This is a genomic window from Synechococcus sp. KORDI-100 (genome assembly GCF_000737535.1).
Lineage (GTDB): Bacteria > Cyanobacteriota > Cyanobacteriia > PCC-6307 > Cyanobiaceae > Parasynechococcus.
Genome location: NZ_CP006269.1, coordinates 1,850,880 through 1,871,589, shown reverse-complemented (window position 1 = coordinate 1,871,589; position 20,710 = coordinate 1,850,880). Strand labels below are relative to the sequence as shown.

27 protein-coding genes are annotated in these 20,710 nt (G+C 54.3%); 13 read left to right on the top strand and 14 right to left on the bottom strand.

The features are described from left to right. Positions 1 to 52: 52 nt before the first annotated feature. Complete coding sequence (locus tag KR100_RS09495; protein ID WP_369793843.1) at positions 53 to 940, top strand: metal ABC transporter substrate-binding protein; 888 nt, start codon at positions 53 to 55, stop codon at positions 938 to 940. Positions 941 to 962: 22 nt separating this feature from the next. Here KR100_RS09495 and KR100_RS09490 read toward each other — a convergent pair whose 3' ends face one another. Beyond that, positions 963 to 2,441, bottom strand: a complete 1,479-nt coding sequence (locus KR100_RS09490) for a hypothetical protein (protein WP_038545178.1) — start codon at positions 2,439 to 2,441, stop codon at positions 963 to 965. Between the two features lie 237 nt (positions 2,442 to 2,678). Here KR100_RS09490 and KR100_RS09485 point away from each other — a divergent pair, with 237 nt between their 5' ends. Next, positions 2,679 to 3,440, top strand: coding sequence for a metal ABC transporter ATP-binding protein (locus KR100_RS09485; RefSeq protein WP_239420456.1), 762 nt, complete (start codon positions 2,679 to 2,681; stop codon positions 3,438 to 3,440). Here KR100_RS09485 and KR100_RS09480 read toward each other — a convergent pair. The 4 genes from KR100_RS09480 to KR100_RS09465 form a co-directional block, all read right to left on the bottom strand. Further along, positions 3,432 to 3,668 (bottom strand): hypothetical protein, encoded by a 237-nt coding sequence (locus KR100_RS09480; RefSeq protein ID WP_038545175.1) that lies wholly within the window; start codon positions 3,666 to 3,668, stop codon positions 3,432 to 3,434. The genes KR100_RS09485 and KR100_RS09480 overlap by 9 nt on opposite strands. A gap of 45 nt (positions 3,669 to 3,713) precedes the next feature. After that, complete coding sequence (locus KR100_RS09475; RefSeq protein ID WP_038545171.1) at positions 3,714 to 4,937, bottom strand: flotillin family protein; 1,224 nt, start codon at positions 4,935 to 4,937, stop codon at positions 3,714 to 3,716. Then, entirely contained in the window at positions 4,938 to 6,194 is a 1,257-nt protein-coding gene (locus tag KR100_RS09470; RefSeq protein ID WP_239420305.1) for a flotillin family protein, read from the bottom strand. Between the two features lie 126 nt (positions 6,195 to 6,320). Further along, positions 6,321 to 6,821 carry an NfeD family protein gene (locus KR100_RS09465; protein ID WP_038545165.1) on the bottom strand — a complete coding sequence of 167 codons (501 nt, stop codon included), beginning with the start codon at positions 6,819 to 6,821 and terminating at the stop codon, positions 6,321 to 6,323. 279 nt (positions 6,822 to 7,100) lie between these two features. Between KR100_RS09465 and KR100_RS09460 the strand changes: the two genes are divergently transcribed. Then, positions 7,101 to 7,373 (top strand): hypothetical protein, encoded by a 273-nt coding sequence (locus KR100_RS09460; protein ID WP_156098014.1) that lies wholly within the window; start codon positions 7,101 to 7,103, stop codon positions 7,371 to 7,373. A 1,131-nt stretch (positions 7,374 to 8,504) separates the two neighbouring features. On the opposite strand, the gene KR100_RS09445 is transcribed toward KR100_RS09460, so the two are convergent. Further along, positions 8,505 to 9,215: a hypothetical protein gene (locus KR100_RS09445; protein WP_156098013.1), complete on the bottom strand. Its 711-nt coding sequence runs from the start codon at positions 9,213 to 9,215 to the stop codon at positions 8,505 to 8,507. A gap of 208 nt (positions 9,216 to 9,423) precedes the next feature. Between KR100_RS09445 and KR100_RS09440 the strand changes: the two genes are divergently transcribed. Further along, positions 9,424 to 9,762, top strand: a complete 339-nt coding sequence (locus KR100_RS09440; protein WP_156098012.1) for a hypothetical protein — start codon at positions 9,424 to 9,426, stop codon at positions 9,760 to 9,762. A 175-nt stretch (positions 9,763 to 9,937) separates the two neighbouring features. Here the strand turns inward: KR100_RS09440 and KR100_RS09435 are convergent, their stop codons facing one another. The 4 genes from KR100_RS09435 to KR100_RS09420 form a co-directional block, all read right to left on the bottom strand. Then, positions 9,938 to 10,180, bottom strand: coding sequence for a hypothetical protein (locus tag KR100_RS09435; protein WP_038545148.1), 243 nt, complete (start codon positions 10,178 to 10,180; stop codon positions 9,938 to 9,940). A 239-nt stretch (positions 10,181 to 10,419) separates the two neighbouring features. Then, positions 10,420 to 10,671: a hypothetical protein gene (locus KR100_RS09430; RefSeq protein WP_038545145.1), complete on the bottom strand. Its 252-nt coding sequence runs from the start codon at positions 10,669 to 10,671 to the stop codon at positions 10,420 to 10,422. A gap of 141 nt (positions 10,672 to 10,812) precedes the next feature. Continuing rightward, positions 10,813 to 10,938: a hypothetical protein gene (locus KR100_RS16940; RefSeq protein WP_255347476.1), complete on the bottom strand. Its 126-nt coding sequence runs from the start codon at positions 10,936 to 10,938 to the stop codon at positions 10,813 to 10,815. A 607-nt stretch (positions 10,939 to 11,545) separates the two neighbouring features. Next, the gene (locus tag KR100_RS09420) at positions 11,546 to 12,889 is read right to left on the bottom strand and encodes a lysophospholipid acyltransferase family protein (protein WP_038545139.1); all 1,344 of its coding nucleotides are present in this window, start codon (positions 12,887 to 12,889) and stop codon (positions 11,546 to 11,548) included. Between the two features lie 41 nt (positions 12,890 to 12,930). On the opposite strand from KR100_RS09420, the gene KR100_RS14490 reads away from it, so the two are divergent. The 4 genes from KR100_RS14490 to KR100_RS09400 all read left to right on the top strand — a co-directional run bounded on the left by KR100_RS14490 (position 12,931) and on the right by KR100_RS09400 (position 15,679). After that, positions 12,931 to 14,112 carry a DUF2939 domain-containing protein gene (locus KR100_RS14490; protein ID WP_162176510.1) on the top strand — a complete coding sequence of 394 codons (1,182 nt, stop codon included), beginning with the start codon at positions 12,931 to 12,933 and terminating at the stop codon, positions 14,110 to 14,112. 48 nt (positions 14,113 to 14,160) lie between these two features. Further along, complete coding sequence (locus tag KR100_RS09410) at positions 14,161 to 15,000, top strand: metal ABC transporter permease (RefSeq protein WP_038545135.1); 840 nt, start codon at positions 14,161 to 14,163, stop codon at positions 14,998 to 15,000. A gap of 68 nt (positions 15,001 to 15,068) precedes the next feature. After that, the gene (locus tag KR100_RS09405) at positions 15,069 to 15,296 is read left to right on the top strand and encodes a SulP family inorganic anion transporter (protein ID WP_038545132.1); all 228 of its coding nucleotides are present in this window, start codon (positions 15,069 to 15,071) and stop codon (positions 15,294 to 15,296) included. 104 nt (positions 15,297 to 15,400) lie between these two features. Beyond that, a complete protein-coding gene (locus KR100_RS09400; RefSeq protein ID WP_038545130.1) occupies positions 15,401 to 15,679 on the top strand; it encodes a DUF3764 family protein in 279 nt (92 codons plus the stop codon). Positions 15,680 to 15,699: 20 nt separating this feature from the next. Here the strand turns inward: KR100_RS09400 and KR100_RS09395 are convergent, their stop codons facing one another. The 4 genes from KR100_RS09395 to KR100_RS09380 all read right to left on the bottom strand — a co-directional run bounded on the left by KR100_RS09395 (position 15,700) and on the right by KR100_RS09380 (position 17,669). After that, positions 15,700 to 15,888: a hypothetical protein gene (locus KR100_RS09395; protein ID WP_038545127.1), complete on the bottom strand. Its 189-nt coding sequence runs from the start codon at positions 15,886 to 15,888 to the stop codon at positions 15,700 to 15,702. Between the two features lie 52 nt (positions 15,889 to 15,940). Continuing rightward, positions 15,941 to 16,222, bottom strand: a complete 282-nt coding sequence (locus tag KR100_RS09390) for a hypothetical protein (RefSeq protein ID WP_156098011.1) — start codon at positions 16,220 to 16,222, stop codon at positions 15,941 to 15,943. Between the two features lie 372 nt (positions 16,223 to 16,594). Further along, a complete protein-coding gene (locus KR100_RS09385) occupies positions 16,595 to 17,308 on the bottom strand; it encodes a reprolysin-like metallopeptidase (protein ID WP_038545120.1) in 714 nt (237 codons plus the stop codon). A 70-nt stretch (positions 17,309 to 17,378) separates the two neighbouring features. After that, on the bottom strand, positions 17,379 to 17,669 hold the full coding sequence (locus tag KR100_RS09380) for a DUF1651 domain-containing protein (RefSeq protein WP_239420304.1): 291 nt from the start codon (positions 17,667 to 17,669) through the stop codon (positions 17,379 to 17,381). 180 nt (positions 17,670 to 17,849) lie between these two features. Here KR100_RS09380 and KR100_RS14485 point away from each other — a divergent pair, with 180 nt between their 5' ends. The 5 genes from KR100_RS14485 (at position 17,850) to KR100_RS09360 (ending at position 20,592) form a co-directional block, all read left to right on the top strand. Continuing rightward, positions 17,850 to 18,383, top strand: coding sequence for a TM2 domain-containing protein (locus KR100_RS14485; protein ID WP_051847445.1), 534 nt, complete (start codon positions 17,850 to 17,852; stop codon positions 18,381 to 18,383). A gap of 222 nt (positions 18,384 to 18,605) precedes the next feature. Further along, positions 18,606 to 19,184, top strand: a complete 579-nt coding sequence (locus KR100_RS09370; RefSeq protein WP_051847444.1) for a tetratricopeptide repeat protein — start codon at positions 18,606 to 18,608, stop codon at positions 19,182 to 19,184. A gap of 71 nt (positions 19,185 to 19,255) precedes the next feature. Next, on the top strand, positions 19,256 to 19,384 hold the full coding sequence (locus tag KR100_RS17045; RefSeq protein ID WP_369793789.1) for a hypothetical protein: 129 nt from the start codon (positions 19,256 to 19,258) through the stop codon (positions 19,382 to 19,384). Positions 19,385 to 19,529: 145 nt separating this feature from the next. Further along, positions 19,530 to 19,799: a Nif11-like leader peptide family natural product precursor gene (locus KR100_RS09365; protein ID WP_051847441.1), complete on the top strand. Its 270-nt coding sequence runs from the start codon at positions 19,530 to 19,532 to the stop codon at positions 19,797 to 19,799. A 217-nt stretch (positions 19,800 to 20,016) separates the two neighbouring features. After that, positions 20,017 to 20,592, top strand: a complete 576-nt coding sequence (locus KR100_RS09360; protein ID WP_038545116.1) for a tetratricopeptide repeat protein — start codon at positions 20,017 to 20,019, stop codon at positions 20,590 to 20,592. The last annotated feature ends 118 nt before the right edge of the window (positions 20,593 to 20,710 follow it).

The following is a 20,710-nucleotide window of genomic DNA, read 5'->3' as shown; positions in this document are numbered from 1 at the left end:
CACGTCTTTGTCGAAACGACATGTTCTGAGGTTTGTCATCGTCACGCTGGTTTTGTTCGCTCCGTTATCGGGCTGCCAACGTGCGTCGACGACCCGTCAACCAGACTCCAGGCCAAAGGTTCTGACAACATTCACGATCCTCAAGGATCTGGCCAGCAATGTGGCAGGGGACCGTCTCCAGGTTGAGTCGATTGTTCGCCCCGGTGCTGAGATTCATGGGTATCAACCCACCCCCAGCGACATCGAACGAGCCAGCGGGGCGGATCTGATCATTGAGAACGGTCTTGGTCTGGAACTGTGGGCAAAACGGTTCACGGCGGCTGCAGGTGATGTGCCCACCGTCAAGCTCACGGATGGGATTGAACCGCTGCTGATCTCCGAGGATGCTTATTCGGGAAAACCCAATCCCCATGCCTGGATGTCGCCCCAGCAGGCGATGGCCTACGTGGACCGGCTGGTCGACGCGTTCACCCGTCTGGATCCTGAGGGAGCTTCCACGTTTCAAGCCAATGCCCAGGCCTACAAAGAGCAACTGAGCCTGCTGGACGAGGAATTGAAAGAGACTTTCGCGATGATTCCAGCGCAACGTCGACTCCTCGTGAGTTGCGAGGGCGCGCTCAGTTATCTGGCATCGGATTACGGGTTGGATGAGGCCTATCTCTGGCCTGTGAACGCTGAAAGTCAGGTCACGCCAAAGCGGATGGCGCGTCTGATCAGCACCGTGAAGGAGCGTCAGGTCCCTGCTGTGTTCTGTGAGAGCACCGTGGATGATCAGCCCCAGAGGGAGGTCGCAGCTGCATCGGGGGCACGGTTCGGCGGCACCTTCTACGTTGATTCCCTCTCATCCCCAGAGGGACCGGCCCCGACGCTGCTCGATCTGCTCCGCCACAACGTCGACCTGATCCGCCGGGGTCTTGGCCCCGACGGATCACCGTCCTGACCAATCTGGCGCGATCGATGGCTCACACGACCATCACTGAGTCCGCGTCGAAGCCAGAGGGGCGTTCCAGCATGGCGGCCAGTCCACTGCCATGCCCAAATCCCTTCTCGTCTCCATTGCCATTCACCATCAGCATCGACATCGGCTTGTGTTGGTGATCCCAGATCACAAGATCGACATCAGTACGGCTCATGGCCTTCATGTCGCGGCGGTTGCTGACGCGGGCGATCTCCAGATCCGTTCGCCCATCGAACAACTCAGAACTCAGTTGAATCAGATCTCCGTCGTCTCCCTCGAAATCGAGAATCCTGTCAGCTTGCTTTTTGCCAAAACCCCTTTTGGGGTCGATGTTGAAGGAATCAGGTCCAGAGGTGCCGGTCCAGCTGGAACGGCGACCTGAGATGTGGTGGTGAGTCAGCTCATCTCTGATCACAGCTGGTCCGATGATCTCTTCAAACGGACGATCGGACTCATCAGCCCGGGTGAACAGTGTCAGGTTGTCGATCGAGAAGATGTCTCGATCGGCTCCGTGATCGCGGCTTCCATCGAATTCCTCGCGTAGGACGAAACGTCCCACATCCTCCTCGTCTTCACAGACGTGGAAAGCGATGTACTCCACAGCGGCGTCAGACGCGGACACACCTGACCCATGGGTTGTCTCGCTCGTGATCAGGTTGTCATTCACGTCGTAGACATCGAGGATCACATTGCGTTTGTCCTCTCGGCCCATGAGGTAAAAGCCAAATCCATAGACAGGGTTCTCCCAGCTTCCACCTGAGAAGTCGGTTCCAGAGAACCGGACGTCGAGGCTTCCCTCTGCTGATTCGCTCGGTATGACTTCCAGAAACTGGTCGTATGCCGTTCCGCTGACAGCATCGACACCACTGGTGACATTGATGCCTCGATCGATATTTCCGCTTGATGTCTCGCGGGCGAGTCCCGGTTCATCGGGTCCGCCGTAATGACCGATCTGGCTGAGGCTGAAATCAACCTTGAAATCACCTCCCGCCGTCATGAAACGGACGGTGCCTTCTGCAGTGGCGTTCGGGTTGTGAACACCACTGAAGCTGCTGGGGATCCCTGTTGTTCTCCCGTCTGCGCCCGTCCCCGCAGGACTCATCCAGGCGTAGGGAGAGTTCAGGCTGGACAAGGGCTGGAAACGCGCTGATGGGTCGGACCCGTCAACGTCAAACCAACCGTTGTCGATTTCGAAGGTGATCTGCTCTTCATCGAACTCCCCTGAGGAACGGAGCTGGCCGAAAAATGTCTCCGCATCGGCAGCGTTTTGGTAATCCGCTGGACCGATGGAGTGAACAGGGAGGCTGCGTGAGATCTCATCAACAGCCGACAACACCATGAAACGGCTGCCCTCCGGACAGCACTCGCCCTCGTGGTCGCTGGCATCCGCACCTCCTTGGCTGTGTCGATCGTCCCGAGGATTCAGCACGGAAGGATCGGCCTCATGGGGAACACCGTGGCCGCCGTTTTGGTGGGGCCTCATTGGATGGAACGCCATGGGAAGGATGAAGCAGGTGATCTCAGAAGGCCGCTCTGGCCCCTGAGCACACCTTCCTCAACCTGGGCCGGCAGCTTGTTGATCCAGATCACACCTGACTGTGATGCTGATCAGCCCAGATGGCTGATCGCGTTTGGGAGGCCATGGCGGCTATGAATGGATCAAGTTCATCCAACGAAGAGCCTTTTGCGTACCGGCGCTCCCACAAGCTCTGCGCAGACGCTGATCAATCGAATCGAAGCGGAAGGACTCTGCGTCGATTACTCCGGCACCGTTGCTCTCTATGACGCGACGCTGACGCTTCCGGCAGGCTGCATCTGCGGCCTCGTTGGGATGAATGGAGCCGGTAAGTCCACCTTGTTCAAGGCTCTCACCGGCTTCGTCAGGCCCTCCCGCGGTCGCATTCGGATCAATGGCTGTCAGGTGCGGGAGGCCCAGCGTCAGCAGGCCGTGGCCTACGTGCCTCAGAGCGAGAGCATCAACAGTCAGTTCCCGGTGTCGGTGTGGGATGTGGTGATGATGGGGCGCTATGGCTCCATGAACCTGTTGCGCCTGCCACGCAGTTCCGATCGGGTGGCCGTGCGCGATGCCCTGGCCCGGGTGGATTTGTCCGATTTGCGCGATCGTCCCCTTGCCAGCCTCTCCGGTGGACAGCGCAAGCGTGCCTTCCTGGCTCGGGCCATCGCCCAGCGCGCTGATGTCCTGCTGCTGGATGAGCCCTTCAACGGCGTGGATGTCCGCACCGAGAAGCTCATGGCTCAGCTGTTTCTGCAGTTTCGTGATGAAGGCCGCACGATCCTGATCTCCACCCATGACCTCAGCCATGTGAGGGAGTTCTGCGATCTCGTGGTTCTGATCAACAAGACCGTGCTCGCCTACGGAGACACCTCCGAAGTGTTCACACCGGAGAATCTGGCGATGACCTTCGGAGGTTTGCCTCCGGATCTGCTCACCGGCAGCAGCACGCCGGAGGATTCACTCTGAGCCGCGTGCCATCACACGGTTGAGCACACCCTGTTTGATTCGGGCACGGTCGCGCTCCACGTAGATCTCTGCCCAGTGCTCCGGTTTTGATTTCTGCTCCAGCCCTTTGACAAGATCCTCCACGTCGGCAAAGAGCTCGTCGACAAAGGCATCAGGGTTGTCGCCGAAGCTTTCATGACGACTCAGGGCACGATCGAGACGGCTGATCAGTTTCGTGGCGCGTGACATGGTCTCAAGGAGATGGTGTTGATGGCAGATCAGAGGCTGGGCTCGTTACTTCGCGGCTGCGTCGGAGTCGTTGTTCAGCAACCGGACACCGGTGCTGTCCTGCAACTGGCGCAACAGGGTGGCCAGAGAGAGGTTCACCTGGCCCTCCCGTTCACCAATCAGGGTGACCTCCTCCACCTCAATCGGCTGCACCGTTTCACTGAGCATGGTGAGCAACGGCTTCAGTTTCTGGAGCAGGAACAAGCGCTTGGCGTCATCCCCGGAGCGCTTGAGCGACTCCACCAGCTCCTGGAGACCTTCCGCCTGGGAGCGGCCCTGCTCAACGATGGTGGCCGCCTCGCCCTTGGCGTCCGCCACCATCGTTTCGCATTCGGATTCCGCCGGAGCGATCACGTCCGCCTCCAGCTGCTGCATCACCTGTTTGATCCGTTCCTGCTGAACCGGTAGCTCAGCCTCGGCACGAGCCAGCTCCGCACCCACCTCGGCCTGGACCTCCGCCACCAGTGCTTCCCGGCGGGTCAGGGCATCCTTCTTGCGCTTCTCGGCATTGGCGGTGGCGATGGCGAGTTCCTTGTCGAGGCGTCGCAGGGCGGTGATCCGTTCGTTTTCGGCCTGCTTCACCGCAGACTGTGAGGAGGCTTCTGCTTCGGCGATGCGCGAGTCCCGTTTCAGCTCCACCAGCTGTTTGCGACCAATGGAATCGAGGTAGCGAACGTCATCGGAGATGTTCTGAATCTGAAGGGTGTCGAGCACCAAACCCAGTTTCTGCAGGTCGTCCTCGGCCTCCTCCAGCAAGGTGCGGGCGAAGGTCAGCTTGTCCTCGTTGAGTTGTTCCGGCGTGAGGCTGGCCATCACACCTCTCAGGTTGCCTTCCAGTGTTTCCTTGGCGATATGTCGGATGTCGTCCTGGGACTTGCCGATCAGCCGCTCGATGGCGTTGTGAATACCAGGTTCCTCCCCCGAGATCTTGATGTTGGCCACCCCCGAGACGTTGAGCGGGATCCCCCCTTTGGAGTAGGCGTTATCGACCCGCAGGTCGATGATCATGTTGCTGAGGTCGAGACGCATGACCTCTTCGAGCAGCGGAATCCGCAGGGCGCTGCCGCCACGCACGGTTCGATATCCAACGCGTTGGCCGGAGCCGGTTGTGCGTTTCAAACCGGCGAAGATCAGCACTTCGCTGGGCTGACAGATGTAATACAGCTGACGCAGGAGCACCACAAAGGCCCAGATTCCGGCAGCTCCCGTCAGTCCGATGGCGACAAACATTCAGTGATCTCCTTTGCTTGTGTTGGTCAGGGTTCCGAGCAGATCGATCCCGAGGATTTCGTTCACTTGTACAAAGAACTGGCGCACCACCACATGGTTGAGCGCAATCAGGTGAGCCAGGGAGGAGGCATCGTTGCCATCGAGCGCCGTGACCTTCTTCAGATGCAGCTGGCTTGGCAGGCGGGTCGCCTGGGCCAGCACCATCTCGATCTGTTGCAGCAGAAACACCAGCTCAGCCGTGCTACCGGCGCTGTCCCACACCTGAGTCAGCAGGTCATTGACCTGGGCGCTGGCTTTGACGTCTTCAGCGGTGGCGGCGGCTGTGCCTCGCGCTCGCAGTTCCTTGGCCTTCTGACTGGCCTGCGCGGGCAGTACTTCCTCAGCGCGGAGGCGTAGCCGTTCCAATTCCGCTCTCACTTGCTGGAGCTGCTGTTCTGCCTTGGCACGGGCTTCCAGTTCAGCGGCTTCGGTGCGCTCCTCCTCGGAGCGAGCCTCTTTTTCCATCAGGGCAACGCTGGTGCGCACCTCGTTCTCTTTCTCCAGCACAACCGTCTCGGCTTCGGTGCGAACCACCTCCGCCACCTCTTCCATCTCCGCTTCCACCCGTTCAGCCTGTCCGATCGCTTCTGCTTCAGCGATTTCGGCATCTCTCACAATCTGTGCGACGCGGCGGCGACTGATCGAGTTCAGATAATCCACGTCGTCGGAGACGCTCTGAATCTTGAGGGTGTCGAGCTGCAGACCGAGACGTCGAAGATCCTGACCCACCTCCTCGGCGATCTGTTCGGCGAAGCGAAGCCGGTCTTCGTTCACCTGTTCGGGTGTGAGCTGGGCCAGCACACTGCGGAGGTTGCCCTCCAGGTTCTCCTTGGCCACCTGAACGATCTCGGCGGGGTCGCGCCCCAGGAACCGTTCGATCGCGTTGTTGCGGACCGCCGGATCCGTGCTCACCTTCACATTGGCGATCGCCTGAATGTTCAGGGGTGTGCCGCCATTGGAGTAGGCATTGCGAACCTCCACCAGGACTGGAAGCAGAGTGGCATCCATGCGACGTGCCGTCTCAAGGATGGGTTTGACGAAGGTCCATCCGCCGTTGGCAACGACGCGGTAACCCTTCATGCCCTGTTGGCCCTGGCGTGATTTTGAACCGGTGACGACCAGCATCTCCTGGGGCCGGCAGATGCGAATCGTCCAGCGACAGATGAACGTGAGAATCGCGATGCCGACGAAGACGGCCATGGCTCCGCCGGCGATCATCTCGGACTGATCTCGGTTACTGGGTAGAAAGGCCGGAGTTGGGGGCTGCGTCCGCAGCGTTGGGCCCGACATATGGGAGGCGTGAATGCTGTGCACTTCCCCTAGCAAGATCAGGCTGCTCTGCCATCACATGGGTTCAACGCTGAGGGTGTGCCCGTCGCTGTCCACAACCACGACCGAGGCCCCTTTGGTGATGCTGCCTTCGACGCTGACAGCCGGGCGGCGGATCAGGCTGCCTCGCGCCTGCAGTTCGACAAAACCGCGCTCATGTTGTGTGAGATCCAGCGTGACAAGGCCTTCAAGGCCGATCAGGTCTTCACTGCGCACAAGACTGTCTGCCTCTCTGCGGGCCATCAGCCTGAGCAGACAGGCAGCAACCCATCCCATCGCCACACCCATCACCAAGGCGACCACACCGGACGGCAGCCAGCTGCCTGCTGGAGCCAGCCAGGTGAGCAGCAAGCCGCTGAAGCCAAAGCCGAACAGCCCAAACGACCAGAAGGGAGTATTGAACAGAATCGTCAGATTGCCGCCGCTGCCGTCGCCGCTCAGGTCTCCGTCGCTATCAAGCGCCAGGGCAATGAGAACGCCTCCTGCGATCAGGCACAGCACGTAAGTGATCAGCATCTAAAAAACGCGGTCATGCATCGTTGCTCGACAGTTTCTGGGCAACCCCAGTAGTGACGTGTCTTTTTGAAAGGTTTTAATGACCAACGTTAATCACAGGACAGTGGGCTTTCCCAGCTTCTTCAGGGCTGTCACGGCGATGTGCCACTCATACGCAACGGCAGCCCCTGATCACCAATAAGGTTCTTGAACATTCGGTGATGCTGCCTTCCTAGCGACCAGGTGATGCCGGCTCCGATCAGATTCAAAAACCTGTTTGGTTCAGGTCCCTTGAGATCGTTGACGTGTCAGATCAAGGGGTCTGGAACTCCAACGTTCTCCCGGGGATGGATGCTGATCCTTGCGGCTGGATCTCTGCTCGGAGTGATGTCGATCATTCAGATCATCCACTCAGAGCGAACGATTCACAGCAGACGCGATGCGGAGCTCGCAACCTGCAAGCAACGGGTGCGCCAGTTGATGGCAGGTGGTCGCACGGAGGAATCAATCCAGCGGTTGACCCGTTGTTTGCAGATTCATGGTGAGAAGAGGCCGAACGATTCGGAACCATGACCGGTCTCAAGAGCCGTGCCAAGGGAATGTCCGGAGCCTCTGCACAACCAGCGCCAGACAAGCAGCTGCAGGCCGCATTCGAAAAATGTCACTGTTGGTACGTCAGGTCGAAAAGATGTTGTGCCAAACCAGAATCAGTGACGCACCAGGATCCATGTCGTTCAAAGTGCAATGTCAAGGTCCAACCGATTCAATCTGGTGTACCGAAGCTGAGATCGAGAACGAATTCCCTGCTTATGCCATGGCTCGCAGCAAATCAATGGGTCGCGGTGTGACGTGCCGACTCGTCACCGATGATGGACAAGTGGTCAGCCAGGTCAGTCCGGCCATTTATGCGCGCAGGCTTCAGTGAAACAAATACTCTTCTGGGCTGCCTGCAGTTGTTAATGACTTCTGCAATGTTGTTGAGTTCAGAATCGTGTGCACTTTGTTGCCGAGAAATCATCGGTCTCTGAGAATGAAAAACTCGAAATGATCTCAGGTATTAATGATCAGATACTGCAGCATGGCGGCAGATCTGATGACGGTTTTGCGGACTTTTGATGACGCTTTAATGTGGATGACTTGATCGTTAATCGATCGACCAAGTCCGATCGAATGACTAATCCATTAGTGCTGAGAGGGCTGGATGGAGATACGGATCAGCTCTTCCGTGAAGAGCTCCAAATTTGCTTCGAATAGGGAATCACCCTTTGCAAGCGTTGATGTTTATCACGTTTAAGAGGCCTTTTGTTGTTGTCGCCTTCAAGTCAGGCTGGGTTAATGAATCAACTTCTGATTTGTCATTGCTTGTTGACATCGCAGAGATTTCGCTTCACTTTCGTCGAACGACAAGCAAAACGCCTGCACATCGCTGATCCCGAGGCCGATGGTTGTCAGATACTCAGCTGCAATGCTTTGTCTGAAATAGATGAGCTGTACAAGTCTTGAGAAGACGGCAGCCTCCGTTTGACGTCTTGCGAGTAGTTGCTTGGACTCGACGCGTCTTCCCATAGCAGATTCTCATATGACTGCCACTTCAACAGATGAGGAGCCGTTATAGGTTGTGTAGCAGGAAAGCCTCACAAAACTTCTCAAACGCTGAGAAGGTGTCTCTCATCACCCAGCGCCGTGAGATCTCAGCTGGAAAATTTATTCCTGAGTGTTTTCAATCTCGAAAATTTCAACTAGAAATTCAATGGTTGAGTCGTAATAGAAGGAGTGCTCTGCTGACAGTTCGCAATTGAATAATGCGCTGTTCATCGTTGTTATCAGCGTTAATTCGAGAACTTTGGCTAAGTAACTTAAGCCGCCCTCATCGATTGCGTGAAAAAAATCTTTGAGTTTGCTTAAATCTTTCCGGTGATTTTCAATAAAATTGTTGGATTCAGTGCTGAAACGGGAGGAGAACTTTTCCAATGCACAGTTCACGAATGTAGTGATAATTGCTTCTGAACCCCTTGCAAAATTCTGAGCATCTTTTTTGCCCTCTTTGTCTAGTGGCTTGAACGTTTCGAGAATCGCAGCCTCTACAGGGGGTGACTGCATCACCCAAAGCATCTGCTGTTTCAAGTTTTCCTTTTTATACTTTCCAACTCTGTATTGACTCTGGGACCATAAGTTTGCAACTGTTAATGCTATGAAACCTGATGTTCTTGCGCCCATGATTCCATATTGACACAAGTGGTCTATCGCAGGAGAAAGTAATTTTTCTTTGCTGTTTATTTCATCAATTCTAGCGGACTCTTCAGATCCAAGACAGTGTTGATTGACCCACTCGATGATTGATGCCGCCATCATCACGACTGCTTTTTCAAAATTTTCTCGGGATGGCTCAGAATCTCTCCCTGGCGCTTCGAGCATCGAATGACTGGCGACTCTTGGAACTTAGCACTTGTCGATTGTTCTTCAACCGTTTCACCTGATTGAAATATTGTTTTGCAGAAGGTATTTTTTCGTGCTCCATGACCCCTAATGCTGGCTGCCGGAGAAGGTATTGGTTCATGCCTTAAACACTATCCTTGTCACTAAAATAGAGAAACAACTCCATAAATGGCCAGTTAATACGACGATGGATACCAAGGGACTTCATTCGGACATTCCAGGTTCAAACTGGTTCGCGGTAGGACTGTTGGATGGGACGTGGTCGGGCGGAAAAGTTACAGTCGCTGTAAGCATCACATTGCCCCTGCCCAGTATTCACCTTGTTCATATTTTGGCGGAACGGATTTCTAAAGAAAACGACTATAGAGTGGTTGATGCATGTTTTGCATATAGCCCTGATCTTGACCTGTTTCTCCCTTTCGCAAGTTCAGCGGCAGCTGCTAATTATGTTCAGGATTTATTCGACAGGAACAAAAAAGTGATTATCCAAGAGGCAATTGAGTTGATTAATAATACTGATTCTTAGCCTTCATTTTTGAGTAGTATGGTTTCGTGGATGGACCTGTCTGGGTTTTCATTGATCTAATGTCTTCCCTGATCAGAACATCTTCTTCTGGCAGTACCCTCATTGAGATTAGAGACTCAAGGCATTGATCTTATGGGAGAAATATTGCGGCATCAGTCTTGGCTTGTTGAAGCGTCTACCGTTGGTTGCTGACTTTCTCGTCGAGCTTTGAAATCAGGGATTCAAGTTTCAGTAAGTGCTGCTCGATCGAGTCGATCTTGTCAATTATTTTAAGCAATTGTTGTGAATCATCATTTGTCTCATAGTCAGATTGTCCATGGGTCATTTCGATAAATTGATCTTTCGATATCACGCCATTATCCAGAAAAGCTTTGGCTTGCATCAGTCTATCCGGAGTCAGTTTTTTCTTGTCAGTCATGCTGGATGGTGGTTGATGTTGCGTGGTGACAAACAGCGTCTCTGAAGCGGACCGTTTGAGGTCATCAACAACTTAAGACTAGCGGCAGCAACCATGACAGTCTTTGCTCCGCAGATCTTGGCCACTCAAGAGTACCGCTGAATTGCCTTGAAGGCATCGGCGCGGGAATCAAGTCGATTGCGTGAGAGTTGAGCTTTTTGCGCTTTTTCTCTGAGCCAGCCTTGGCTTAGATTGCAGCCTTATGTCCAGTCGCCTGTCACAACCTTTACCTGGATTGGAATCTTTGACTGCACCTCAATCGGCGATTTGAGCAGCTGTTGTGTTGACGAATCGTTCAGTGCGTTATCAATCAACTGATGTGCCCTATCCAGCTGATGCTGTTCAGCCTCGTCGTTTGTCGCTTTCCGAGCAGCCTGAAGAGCCCGAAGCACCGTATCCCAGTTTTCTTTGGGTAGCTCGAGTTTCAACTCGATGTGGTTGTTCACGTTCATGAGCAAAGACGTTGAATGGGTTGCTTCTTCACCAAGAAGGGATGCTGCTCAGTGATGCCCTCGGCGAAGTGCTGATGAATCCAGCTGTCTGGGCAAGCCTCGTCTAGCAGTTGTGGAGGGAGCCCACAGTTGGCTGACTCATCACATGCCTACGAAGCAGTTGTCTGGGTTGTAACCAAGTAGCAGCATCGTTGCGACGCCAAAGATCCATCCCATCAGCAATGCTCCCCAGATCAACTGGTCTGTCGTGATGGAGCTGTTTTTCATGGTTAGCTCTTGAAACGGGTCTTGATGGGTTACGTAATCAGATCGATTATTGTGCTTGTTGACTTGAATTTTCTGTATACAACGCCGCGCTTTCGGGATTGTGAGGTAAGCCGTTTTATGCAAAATTTTCAGTTCTACTGGAGAAGTCTTAATTCAAGTATTGATACTGTGAACGTTTCCGGCATGCCTTTCGCTGAAAGGTTTTTCCTCAGGCAACCTCGGTGAAACAACACGCCTCAATGGCGCTGAGCAGTGCTCGTGCCCCGCTCGAAGCGTTGTTGTCACCCGTTGATCGCGAGGGTCCTGAGCATCCGGCATCTGTCTGGCTGAATTGGGTTGTCCTGAGATCGCCAATGAGACAACTGCAAAGGGTCTCGCGTTGCATGGGAAGTCGCTTGTTCTGGTTGGATCAAGCTCATCTGCCGTAGATGAGAGCCCACCCAACACCACTGCATCGTTTGTTCAAACCCGTCTCCAAGACAGATCTTGCGTCGGGGTGACAGCAAGAGCACCTGTCTTTTCAGCTGTTGATGTCCGGTCAACACATTGGTCTTTGCCGTGCAAGGCGTCTCTCTCTTGAATTGTCTGCAATCCGACGATCAGGCGCTCAGGGTGGCTCCCCGATCTCTGGAGTCGTGCCAGTGGAGCGCATCAGACGTTCCAGTTCAGCGTCCAGTTCCGACATGAGTGTCTGAACAGCCCGGCGACGATCGCGCCGGTAGTCATCGCGGCGTTGATCGACGGGGATCGCTTCGCCGACACTGAGCTCCACCCGTTGGGGACCGAAGCAGGGTGATCCGCTCCAGGGCCTGTCTTCGATCCAGCCGATGGCCTCCTCCACGAGCTGCACCATCTCGGCGAAGCGATCGAACTCCGGCTGATCGGTGATGTAGTGACCGCTCACGCTGGTGAAATGCTCCACCAGCCGCATGCGAGTGAGCTGAAGATCGGCCTCGCGAGCTTCCCAGTCCACCAGGCTGCGTTCGAGGGGCGGCAACTGCTCGAGATTCTCGCGATAGATCCGATCCCAGGCCGCCTGCTCGATCCGGCGGCAGCGTTCCTGAAGTGTGCCACTGGCACGAAGGCCGAAGTGACTTTCTGCCTTCTGCAAGCCATGCAGGCGGTAGTTCTCAATTCGATCGGCCAGAGGTTGTTCGGGATTGGCCTTGAGGCGTTCAAGCTGTTCAAGCGCCGTGATCAACGCTGCGCCGATGCAGAGGAGCCGTTCGCGGCGATCCTCCGGGACGACGGCCTGAACCCCGAGGTGCTGCTCGAGCGCTTGGAGCCGGGCATCGAGAACCGTCCAATTCGGACGTCGCCAGCTGTAACGAATCCCCACGGGGATGACATGCAGCGATCGCGGGTCCTGGTTCCTGGCCATGTCCTCAGCGGCCCAGAAGGCGAGCTGGGCCACACCCGGTTCCAGGGGCGCCATCTCCCCAGAGAGGTTGTTGGTGGCTCCTTCCGGTGCAACCACCAGGGCCTGGCGTCCCTGCGCCAGGGCTTCCCGTGCCTGGTTCAGGGCCGGTCGGTCCAATCGACCTCGGTGGATGGCGATGCCGCCGCTGCGCTGCAGTAACCAGCCGATCACCGGTCCTGCCCACAGGGGGATTCCACGGTCGTAAAGAAACCGAAGCGACACCCTGCGTGGCAAGGGATGACCAAGCCGTCCGGCCATCCGGGGAACGCAACTCCAGAACAGATCGGCGAGCACCAGTGGATCGCGAGGACTGGGATGGCGAAAGGCAATCAGCAGATTGCGTTCGCCGTTCTGCTGTGCAAGAAACTCCGCTACCAGCCGTTGCGCTGCTGTGCTGTTCTGCAGCTGCAGCCGCTGACCAAGGAACACCAGCGGTAAGAGCTGCTGCAGCACTGCCTGTACCACGCGACTGGGGCGGGTGGGCAGCCGCCGCAAGGCGGGACGGGCGGTCTGGATCGAGGCGCGCGGCATGGTCGCTGATCCTGTTCCAATCGATGATTGAGCCCTTAAGGATGCACGGAGTCCCCTGGCTTAACCACGGATTGTTTGTCCAGGGTATGGTCTGCGGTTCCGGGAGATTCGGCCGCGACATGTATCTGAAAACCGTTGCGATTGTTGCCTTGGGACTGGTCTCTGGCGGCGTTTTGGCGACAGGTTCTTATTGGTATGCAAGCCCCTATCTGGCAGTGAATTCCATCCGGGAGGCCATCGCACAGAAGGATGGTTCTCGATTCAATCAATACGTCGACTATCCACAGGTTCGTGAGGACCTGAAGGCCTATGTCATTACCAGACTGACCGAGGCGGCCACTGAAGAATCGCTGGACGATCCAGACGGGGGTCTGGCGGCTCTGGGCACGGCTCTGGTGATACCGATTGCCAACACCCTGATCGATTCCTATCTCACCGCTGAGGTTGTGAAAGGCCTGATCGAGTCTTCGTCAAGCGGTGCACCAAAGCCACAGAAAACATCAGCCAATCCCTTCTCAGTTCCAGATATTCAGGCTGAAATCGCCAAAGGAATGGAGCAGTTTGAGAGGCAGATCAAACAGATGTCAGGTGTTGAGATGGCCTATGTGGGCATGAATCAGTTTCTGGTTTCAGGCCGTCTTGAGCCCGGCGTGAAGCTCGGATTTGAGATGACTCGCCAGGGGCTTGGCAACTGGACAATCGCAGGTTTGATCCTGCCGGACGTTCAACAGCTGCAAGCCCTTGCCCTTGAGGATGATGCTCTTGCGGAGGAGGAGCTGGCGATTCAACCCAGCCCGGAATCTCTTGATGGTGATCGCGATGAACCCCAGGATTCCCCTTTCGACACGTCCGAAACTGATGAGATCGAGTCCGATGGCCTTGCGCTCGCGAATGCCGACGATCAACGCAGGACGGGGCAATCACGCGGTGTGAATGCCACGTCTCCGGATTCGTCCACGTGCTGGTTCCAGATGCGACGCGGTGGCGAGGAGTTCACAGGCTTTCAGTGCACCGTTTCATCGAGAGTGAATGCCAACGGGAACCTGGTGTACGACGTGATTGAGCCCAGTGGGGTGAAGCGCGCGATTGTTCTCTGGGACGACTCGTCTGTGGAGGTTTTCCTTCGCGGTCAGCGTTACGAGGGTTTCTGGGAAGTGAATGCTGAACGGGATGTCCAGATTCAGCTGCCTCAGGGGGCCATGGCGTTCCGCAGGCCTGGGTGATGCGACCGCTCAACTGTCAGCATTGACTCCGGCTTCACCGTTCTGCTGATGTCCTGGATGTTGGAACCCCTCAGTCAACCATGGATGCTCAGGGCTTTCCTCGTCAGTGCGGTTGTTGGCGGCGTCTGTGGGTTGTTGTCCTGCTACATGACCCTCAAGGGTTGGGCCCTGATGGGGGACGCCGTCTCCCACGCGGTCCTGCCCGGAGTGGTGCTGGCCTACGCCCTTGGTTTTCCTCTCTCCGTGGGTGCTTTGGTGTTCGGCATCGGTTCAGTCGCGGCGATTGGATTCGTCGAGCAGAAATCACGGGTCAGGGAAGACACGGTGATCGGGCTTGTGTTCACAGGCTTCTTTGCCCTCGGATTGGTTTTGCGATCAAAAACAGTCAGCCACATTCATCTCGACCACATCCTGTTTGGACATGTGCTCGGAATTCCTCTGGATGATCTTTGGCAAACCCTGGGGATCTGCCTGTTCGTGTTGGTCGTGCTGTTGCTGCGGCGGCGGGATCTGATGCTGTTCTGTTTTGATCCCACCCATGCGCGATCGATTGGGATCAACACCGGCCAGTTGCACTACACCCTGCTCGGTCTGCTGTCTCTGGCGGCTGTGGCCTGCCTGCAAACCGTTGGAATCATTCTGGTGGTCGCCATGTTGGTGACCCCTGGTGCCACGGCCTATCTGCTGACGGATCGTTTTGACCGGATGACGCTGCTGGCCGTCTCCAGTGGTGTGTTGTCGAGTGTGTTGGGCTTGTTCATCTGTTATTGGACAGACAGTGATCCCGCCGGTTGCATCGTTCTGGTCCAGACCGCCCAGTTTCTGCTCGCGTTCCTGCTGGCCCCTCGCCACGGGGTGCTGCGGCGTCACGGCAATCTGAGCTCTTAAGCAGGTCTTGCCAACGCTGCGCAGGCTTTCTGCCATGACCATCCTGTCGGCAGGAGTGTGTTCTCTGCTTGGTCAGCTTCACTGACCTGATGCCTGGCTTGACGGCCCTGCATCGCTATCGCTTTCGAACCGATGTCAGTCATGACCTTTTCGCCGGCCTGTCCGTGGCAGCGGTCGCCCTACCGGTTTCGATTGCCTACGCCGAATTGGCGGGACTGAGTCCTGCGGTGGGACTGGACGCCAAAGTGAGTTTCTCAACCGCTTGCAGCGGATGGGTGAAACCATCACATCCGTGAGCGACCTGACCTATCCGACCCTGCGTCAGGCGGTGAAGGCCTACAAAGCCCAGTGAGTGAGATTCAATGGATGCACTCGCCGCCAGTCGATGACTGAAACAAACATGACTGAAACCACCGTTCTTGATTTCCGGCTCAGCAGGTCTTTCGAGGCCTACCGCGAGCACATGAACGCACCGGAGCAGCAGGCGATGTTCGCCGAGATGGGCGTTCGCACGTTTTACATCGGCGTCTGTCAGAACGATCCCGAACGAGCAACCGTGATGTTTCAGGGGCCGGAGAACGTTCTCTATGAGGTGTTCACCAACCCTCAGACCAAGCCGATTGTCGAAGCTTCCGGCCACGTCTATGACGGCACCGTGATCACCCGTTGGCTGGCCTGACAGCCGTTCCACCTCCAAAATCAGCGCGGCAGAACCTGCCGGTAGCCGTTGGCCTCAACCACCTGGAGGTCGGTGTCGAACAGCTTGCTCAACCGCTCGGTTGTCAACATCTCCTCCGGCGCGCCGTCTCCGACGACGGCTCCAGCGTTCAGACAGAGCACCCGCTGCATCTCCGGAACGATGGTGTCGATGCGATGGGTCACCTGCACCAGCGAACTGGCTTCGCAGTGTTTTCATTCGCCCTGAACCTTTGCGGTGAGCTTATTCTTGGGGATTGCTTCGGGTGGCTGAATCCAGTGCGTTGACAAAGCGTTGACAACTATCTGGGAATTCGGCCCGCGTTGACAACGTTTCGGCGTCCATCCGATCCAGCACCATTGCCCCCAGCAGTCGCTTGCTGTTCCAGGTCATGTGCGCCAGCAGCAGGCGCATCGTGGTTGCCGTCACCTCGGGGTCACCGGTGACCATGCCATCAAGCCATGGACCCTCCAACTGTTCAAGATCCGCCAGACCCTGAAGACACGTCAGCTCAACGTGAGTCATGTTGGCCTCTGGCATGGGCCCTTGGTCGCAAAGGTTCAGTTTGACCAAGACCACAGCATCCAGACAGGTCTGAGATCCAGGTCATTGTTGAGCTGAGATCGATAAGCCGGAGTGAATCGCTAAGCCCACAGTCGTGCTGGTCTTCGTCATCTCACAAGCGGAGAACAGCGTTCCCACCATGTTTTCAGCATCGCCTCCCAGGCCTCGATGGCGTTATGGCTCAACATCCGTCTGACCACCGACTAAAAATTATCATTACCCAATAGCGGTCTCGTTTCTACGACGACTCGTGTCCAGAGATGTTATGTCGTCATTGAAGACAAGGCACTATCTGAGAAGTTTTTTGCCGTATTGAACACGCTATCAGCTCGGTCATTCAGGGCCCCAGATTCTCTGAAGTACGGCAATATCGTAAGCAGTGAAAAAACGAGGCGGTCTACCTGGCCTAGGTTTATACGCCATCACCGTCATCCCTGCGTGTGCAGAAGCATTTGAAAAGGGCTGATTGTCATAAAGACAATCCCCATCTTCATCTGAAAAGGGATGTTCAAGGCCAAGGGCATGGCCAAACTCATGCAGAAATAACCATACGGGATCTTCTTGCCCTGTAGCTATTCCTCGACACCCATTCAAGATCATGAAGTATTGGGTCCCTTGAGCGTTCTGAGCAACAGCTCCCTCTTTTTGGTCGTTCTTATCGCAGTATCCAATAATGACTAAGTCTGCATCTTCGGCACGCTGAACTTCCCTGAAATCAAGACTGATCAACCGATCAGTGGCTCTGATCAGCTTGATGCCTAAGTTTTTTTCTTTTTTATAGAAGGGATCCGACTTGATGATTTGCCATTGGGAGCCGGGGATGATTTCTCCTTTTGCATTTCCGAACACCACTTGATAGGGACGTCGTCCCATTTCAAAGTAGTAGCGAATCGTTGTGCGTCCTCCAAGGAACTCCTGGTCGGCAGCATTCCATGGGGCAATAAGAGCCCGAGCTGTGGGTTGGTTGTCGCAGTACTTAGCGCGAGCTGGCAGTAGGGCGATAGAAACCGCAGTCCCCAGCAGTCCGACGAAGAGGCGGCGGAGCATGGATCAGGAGTCAATCCTTACATCATGCTGAGCTTTGCCTGGATGCGCTTGCTGGCGCTACTGACCGTCTCTATTTGGGTTGGCCACGCTTCCACTCGCCTGATTTCAGCTTCATCTCCAATTCCCCGATGGCGTTATGTCGCAGCATCCGTCGCCGGGTCTGCGGGATTGGGTAATCAGGAGGTCGCCAGTGAAACGTCCTCAGGATCACCCATTCCGCATGAGCCGTTGGCGTATCGGGTTTGAACTGAACAACTTTGTTCTGATCGGAATTCACAAGCCAACCCTTACCCCCTGCACTCACAGGTTGATCGTTGGGATTGGGTCGGTACCGGGGCATCGGTGAAGTCTGGACAGCCATCTCGGATGGCATCGGTAGGGGTTCCCCGCACAGGAATGAATCGATCTGTCGGTTGGCGCCGCTATGGGGACGCTCAGCTAGTTCTCACCTTGATTCCCCCGAATGGGGGATTTGTTTTGAGCTAATCCTGAGGATTGTGAATGTGTCCGTGGCGAGAGTCCAACAAAATAAAAAAAGAAAATGACTGGAGCAATTACTCACGGCGTCAAGCCTGCGAAACAAAAAGAAGTTGCCGTTCTTTGCTGGGCAGCTATTTTCTTTGGGGCAGCAGGTATTCAGCGGCTATATGTAGGAAAGGTTGGATCTGGATTGCTGTACCTGTTCACATTTGGGGTATTTGGGATTGGTCAACTCGTAGATCTATTTCTGATTTCAGAGATGGTCGACGAATACAACAGAAACCGTGGGTACAACCTGCCAGGTGCCTACTCTTCTCCATTGGCCCAGCAACAAGTTGTAGTCAATGTAGGCGAGAGTATCAAGTCAGCCATTTCAGAAATAAAAGGCCCCCAAGCTGACGATGCGGCTTCAAAAAGTGATGAACAAGCAATTCTCAAGGCTTGTGTTGACAAGCCTATTACAGTTGCATTGATCTCAGTAAAAACAAGCATCGATCCGAAGCGCGTTAAAAGCTTGGTAGAACACCTGGAGGCCGAGGGAATGTTGAGCACAACTATTACTGAATCTGGTCAAATCAAGTATTGGATTAATTGATTTGATATTGATTTGTCGGGAAGCCTGATGCCTACAGGCTGAAAGCAATACAAGACCCTTTGGGGAAAAGCAGGGAGCGCTGATGTTGTCGCTATCCATCTCCCGACAAAACCTCACACACACCACCCCGTCAGCAATGGCGGGGTTTTTCTGTTCGCAGATCAGATACAGACAGGGATCGTCAATAAGGGCTAGAGATGGACTAGCCATGCAGCCCTCAGGATGCCTCGCGTTACAACTGCCTTTGCTGCGGCCTTGGCCTTGTTCTTGCCGATAGGACACCCCTTGCTGGTAGGGCTGACTCCTGTTGCTGGAATTGGAGCAGGGTTGCTCTCGACGCAGGCAGCCTATGCACAAAGTGCTCAAGACTGGTTTGATTCAGGGATCGAAAAAGCAATGAGTGGAGATTATCAAGGAGCAATTGCTGATTACACGAAGGCAATTGAAATTAATCCTCAGTATGCGGATGCCTATATAAATCGAGGGATTGCCAAGCACCACTTAAAGGATTACAAAGGAGCAATTGCTGATTACACGAAGGCAATTGAAATTAACCCTCAGTATGCGGATGCCTATCACGGTCGTGGGTTGAGGAGATATGAATTAGGCGATTTAAGTGGGGCCATTTCTGATTACACAAAAGCAATTAAGTACAACCCTGATTCTGCTCATGCCTACATCAGTCGTGGCATTGCTAAGAGTAAATTAAAGGATTACCAAGGAGCTATTGTTGATTACGCTAAGGCAATAGAAATCGACCCTAATGATCCAGTCACCCACTTCAATAGTGGTATTGACTAGGGCAATTAAGGGATTATCAAGGAGCTATTGCTGATTACACAAAAGCAACTGAAGTAAACCCCAGATTTTATATGGCTTACACTAACCGCGGCATTATTTTAGAAATAAAAGGTGATCTTAAAGGTGCCTGTAGAGACTGGAAAAAAGCAGTCGACCTTGGGGATACAAAGCCGATTGAATGGGTAAGAAATCAGTGCTGAAATCTGACGCTATCTGATTGAAACGTTTTCAACGCTTTTCCCGTCAGTAATGGCGGGGTTTTTCATTCCGAGGTACTCTGTGCCACATGGAACATCACCTGTCCACTGATACTGCTATCAACAGCACATACAACCTCCATCACCGATGTCAGAAGAGCAACTGAAAGCCTTCCTGGAGAAGCTCAAAGCAGACACCAGTCTTCAGGAGAAGCTCAATACAACAGCCTCAGCTGAAGCTGCTATTGAAATTGCCAAAGAAGCTGGGTTTTCAATTAACGCAGAAGATATTCAATCAATGCAATCTGGAACGGTAGAATTGTCAGATCATGAACTTGAACAAGTGGCGGGAGGATGCCAAGTAAATTCAGCGAAACTCAGCTTTCCTCCCTATTGCGAGTTCCCTCATGTCGAATAATTTGAATCAACATCTACCTAAACCCATATGGGTATCAGATGGATTGGACTTGATTAAGTATCAATCACCCCAAAAAGCCCATAAATCAGCCTTCAATACCTGGCAAGATTCACACTTATCCCCGTCAGCAATGGCGGGGTTTTCTGTATTTGCAGATCAGATACAGACAAAGATCGTCAATAAGGGCTAGAGATGGGCTAGTCATGCAGCTCTCAGGATGCCTCGCGTTACAACTGCCTATGCTGCGGCCTTGGCCTTGTTCTTGCCGATAGGACGCCCGTTGCTGGTAGGGCTGACTCCTGTTGCTGGAATTGGAGCAGGGTTGCTGTCAACGCAGACAGCCTATGCACAAAGTGCTCAGGACTGGTTCAATTCAGGGATCGCAAAAACGAATCGTGGAGATTATCAAGGGGCAATTGCTGATTTCACAAAAGCGATCGAGATGTATCCTCGATCTGCAGCTGCCTATTACAATCGCGGGGTTGCAAAAGACAATTTAAAAGATTATCGAGGCGCAATTGCTGATTACACAAAAGCGATAGAGTACAACCCTAACTATGCGTACGCCTATAGCAATCGTGGCACTATCAAGAGCGAATTGAAAGATCATCTAGGAGCTATTAATGACTTTACAAAGGCAATAGAAATCGATCCTGATGATGCAGAGTATTACATCAACCGCGGCATTTCTTTGGAAAATGCAGGTAATCTAAAAGGCGCCTGCCGAGATTGGAAAAAGGCAGTCGACCTTGGGGATACCAGGCCGATTGAATGGGTAAGAAATCAGTGCTGACGTCTGATGCTATCTGATTGAAATGTTTTCAACGCTTTTCCCGTCAGTAATGGCGGCGTTTTTATTGCGAGGTGATCTGTGCCACATGGAACATCACCTGTCCACTGATCCTGCCATC

What these genes read in the sequence shown, in the direction of transcription:
- KR100_RS09490 (WP_038545178.1), bottom strand. Translation starts at nt 2,441, where the DNA reads ATGAGGCCCCACCAAAACGGCGGCCACGGTGTTCCCCATGAGGCCGAT.
- KR100_RS09480 (WP_038545175.1), bottom strand. Translation starts at nt 3,668, where the DNA reads ATGTCACGCGCCACGAAACTGATCAGCCGTCTCGATCGTGCCCTGAGT.
- KR100_RS09475 (WP_038545171.1), bottom strand. Translation starts at nt 4,937, where the DNA reads ATGTTTGTCGCCATCGGACTGACGGGAGCTGCCGGAATCTGGGCCTTT.
- KR100_RS09470 (WP_239420305.1), bottom strand. Translation starts at nt 6,194, where the DNA reads ATGATCGCCGGCGGAGCCATGGCCGTCTTCGTCGGCATCGCGATTCTC.
- KR100_RS09465 (WP_038545165.1), bottom strand. Translation starts at nt 6,821, where the DNA reads ATGCTGATCACTTACGTGCTGTGCCTGATCGCAGGAGGCGTTCTCATT.
- KR100_RS09445 (WP_156098013.1), bottom strand. Translation starts at nt 9,215, where the DNA reads ATGCTCGAAGCGCCAGGGAGAGATTCTGAGCCATCCCGAGAAAATTTT.
- KR100_RS09440 (WP_156098012.1), top strand. Translation starts at nt 9,424, where the DNA reads ATGGATACCAAGGGACTTCATTCGGACATTCCAGGTTCAAACTGGTTC.
- KR100_RS09435 (WP_038545148.1), bottom strand. Translation starts at nt 10,180, where the DNA reads ATGACTGACAAGAAAAAACTGACTCCGGATAGACTGATGCAAGCCAAA.
- KR100_RS09430 (WP_038545145.1), bottom strand. Translation starts at nt 10,671, where the DNA reads ATGAACGTGAACAACCACATCGAGTTGAAACTCGAGCTACCCAAAGAA.
- KR100_RS16940 (WP_255347476.1), bottom strand. Translation starts at nt 10,938, where the DNA reads ATGAAAAACAGCTCCATCACGACAGACCAGTTGATCTGGGGAGCATTG.
- KR100_RS09420 (WP_038545139.1), bottom strand. Translation starts at nt 12,889, where the DNA reads ATGCCGCGCGCCTCGATCCAGACCGCCCGTCCCGCCTTGCGGCGGCTG.
- KR100_RS14490 (WP_162176510.1), top strand. Translation starts at nt 12,931, where the DNA reads ATGCACGGAGTCCCCTGGCTTAACCACGGATTGTTTGTCCAGGGTATG.
- KR100_RS09410 (WP_038545135.1), top strand. Translation starts at nt 14,161, where the DNA reads ATGTCCTGGATGTTGGAACCCCTCAGTCAACCATGGATGCTCAGGGCT.
- KR100_RS09400 (WP_038545130.1), top strand. Translation starts at nt 15,401, where the DNA reads ATGACTGAAACCACCGTTCTTGATTTCCGGCTCAGCAGGTCTTTCGAG.
- KR100_RS09390 (WP_156098011.1), bottom strand. Translation starts at nt 16,222, where the DNA reads ATGACTCACGTTGAGCTGACGTGTCTTCAGGGTCTGGCGGATCTTGAA.
- KR100_RS09385 (WP_038545120.1), bottom strand. Translation starts at nt 17,308, where the DNA reads ATGCTCCGCCGCCTCTTCGTCGGACTGCTGGGGACTGCGGTTTCTATC.
- KR100_RS09380 (WP_239420304.1), bottom strand. Translation starts at nt 17,669, where the DNA reads ATGGCTGTCCAGACTTCACCGATGCCCCGGTACCGACCCAATCCCAAC.
- KR100_RS14485 (WP_051847445.1), top strand. Translation starts at nt 17,850, where the DNA reads ATGACTGGAGCAATTACTCACGGCGTCAAGCCTGCGAAACAAAAAGAA.
- KR100_RS09370 (WP_051847444.1), top strand. Translation starts at nt 18,606, where the DNA reads ATGCCTCGCGTTACAACTGCCTTTGCTGCGGCCTTGGCCTTGTTCTTG.
- KR100_RS17045 (WP_369793789.1), top strand. Translation starts at nt 19,256, where the DNA reads ATGGCTTACACTAACCGCGGCATTATTTTAGAAATAAAAGGTGATCTT.
- KR100_RS09365 (WP_051847441.1), top strand. Translation starts at nt 19,530, where the DNA reads ATGTCAGAAGAGCAACTGAAAGCCTTCCTGGAGAAGCTCAAAGCAGAC.
- KR100_RS09360 (WP_038545116.1), top strand. Translation starts at nt 20,017, where the DNA reads ATGCCTCGCGTTACAACTGCCTATGCTGCGGCCTTGGCCTTGTTCTTG.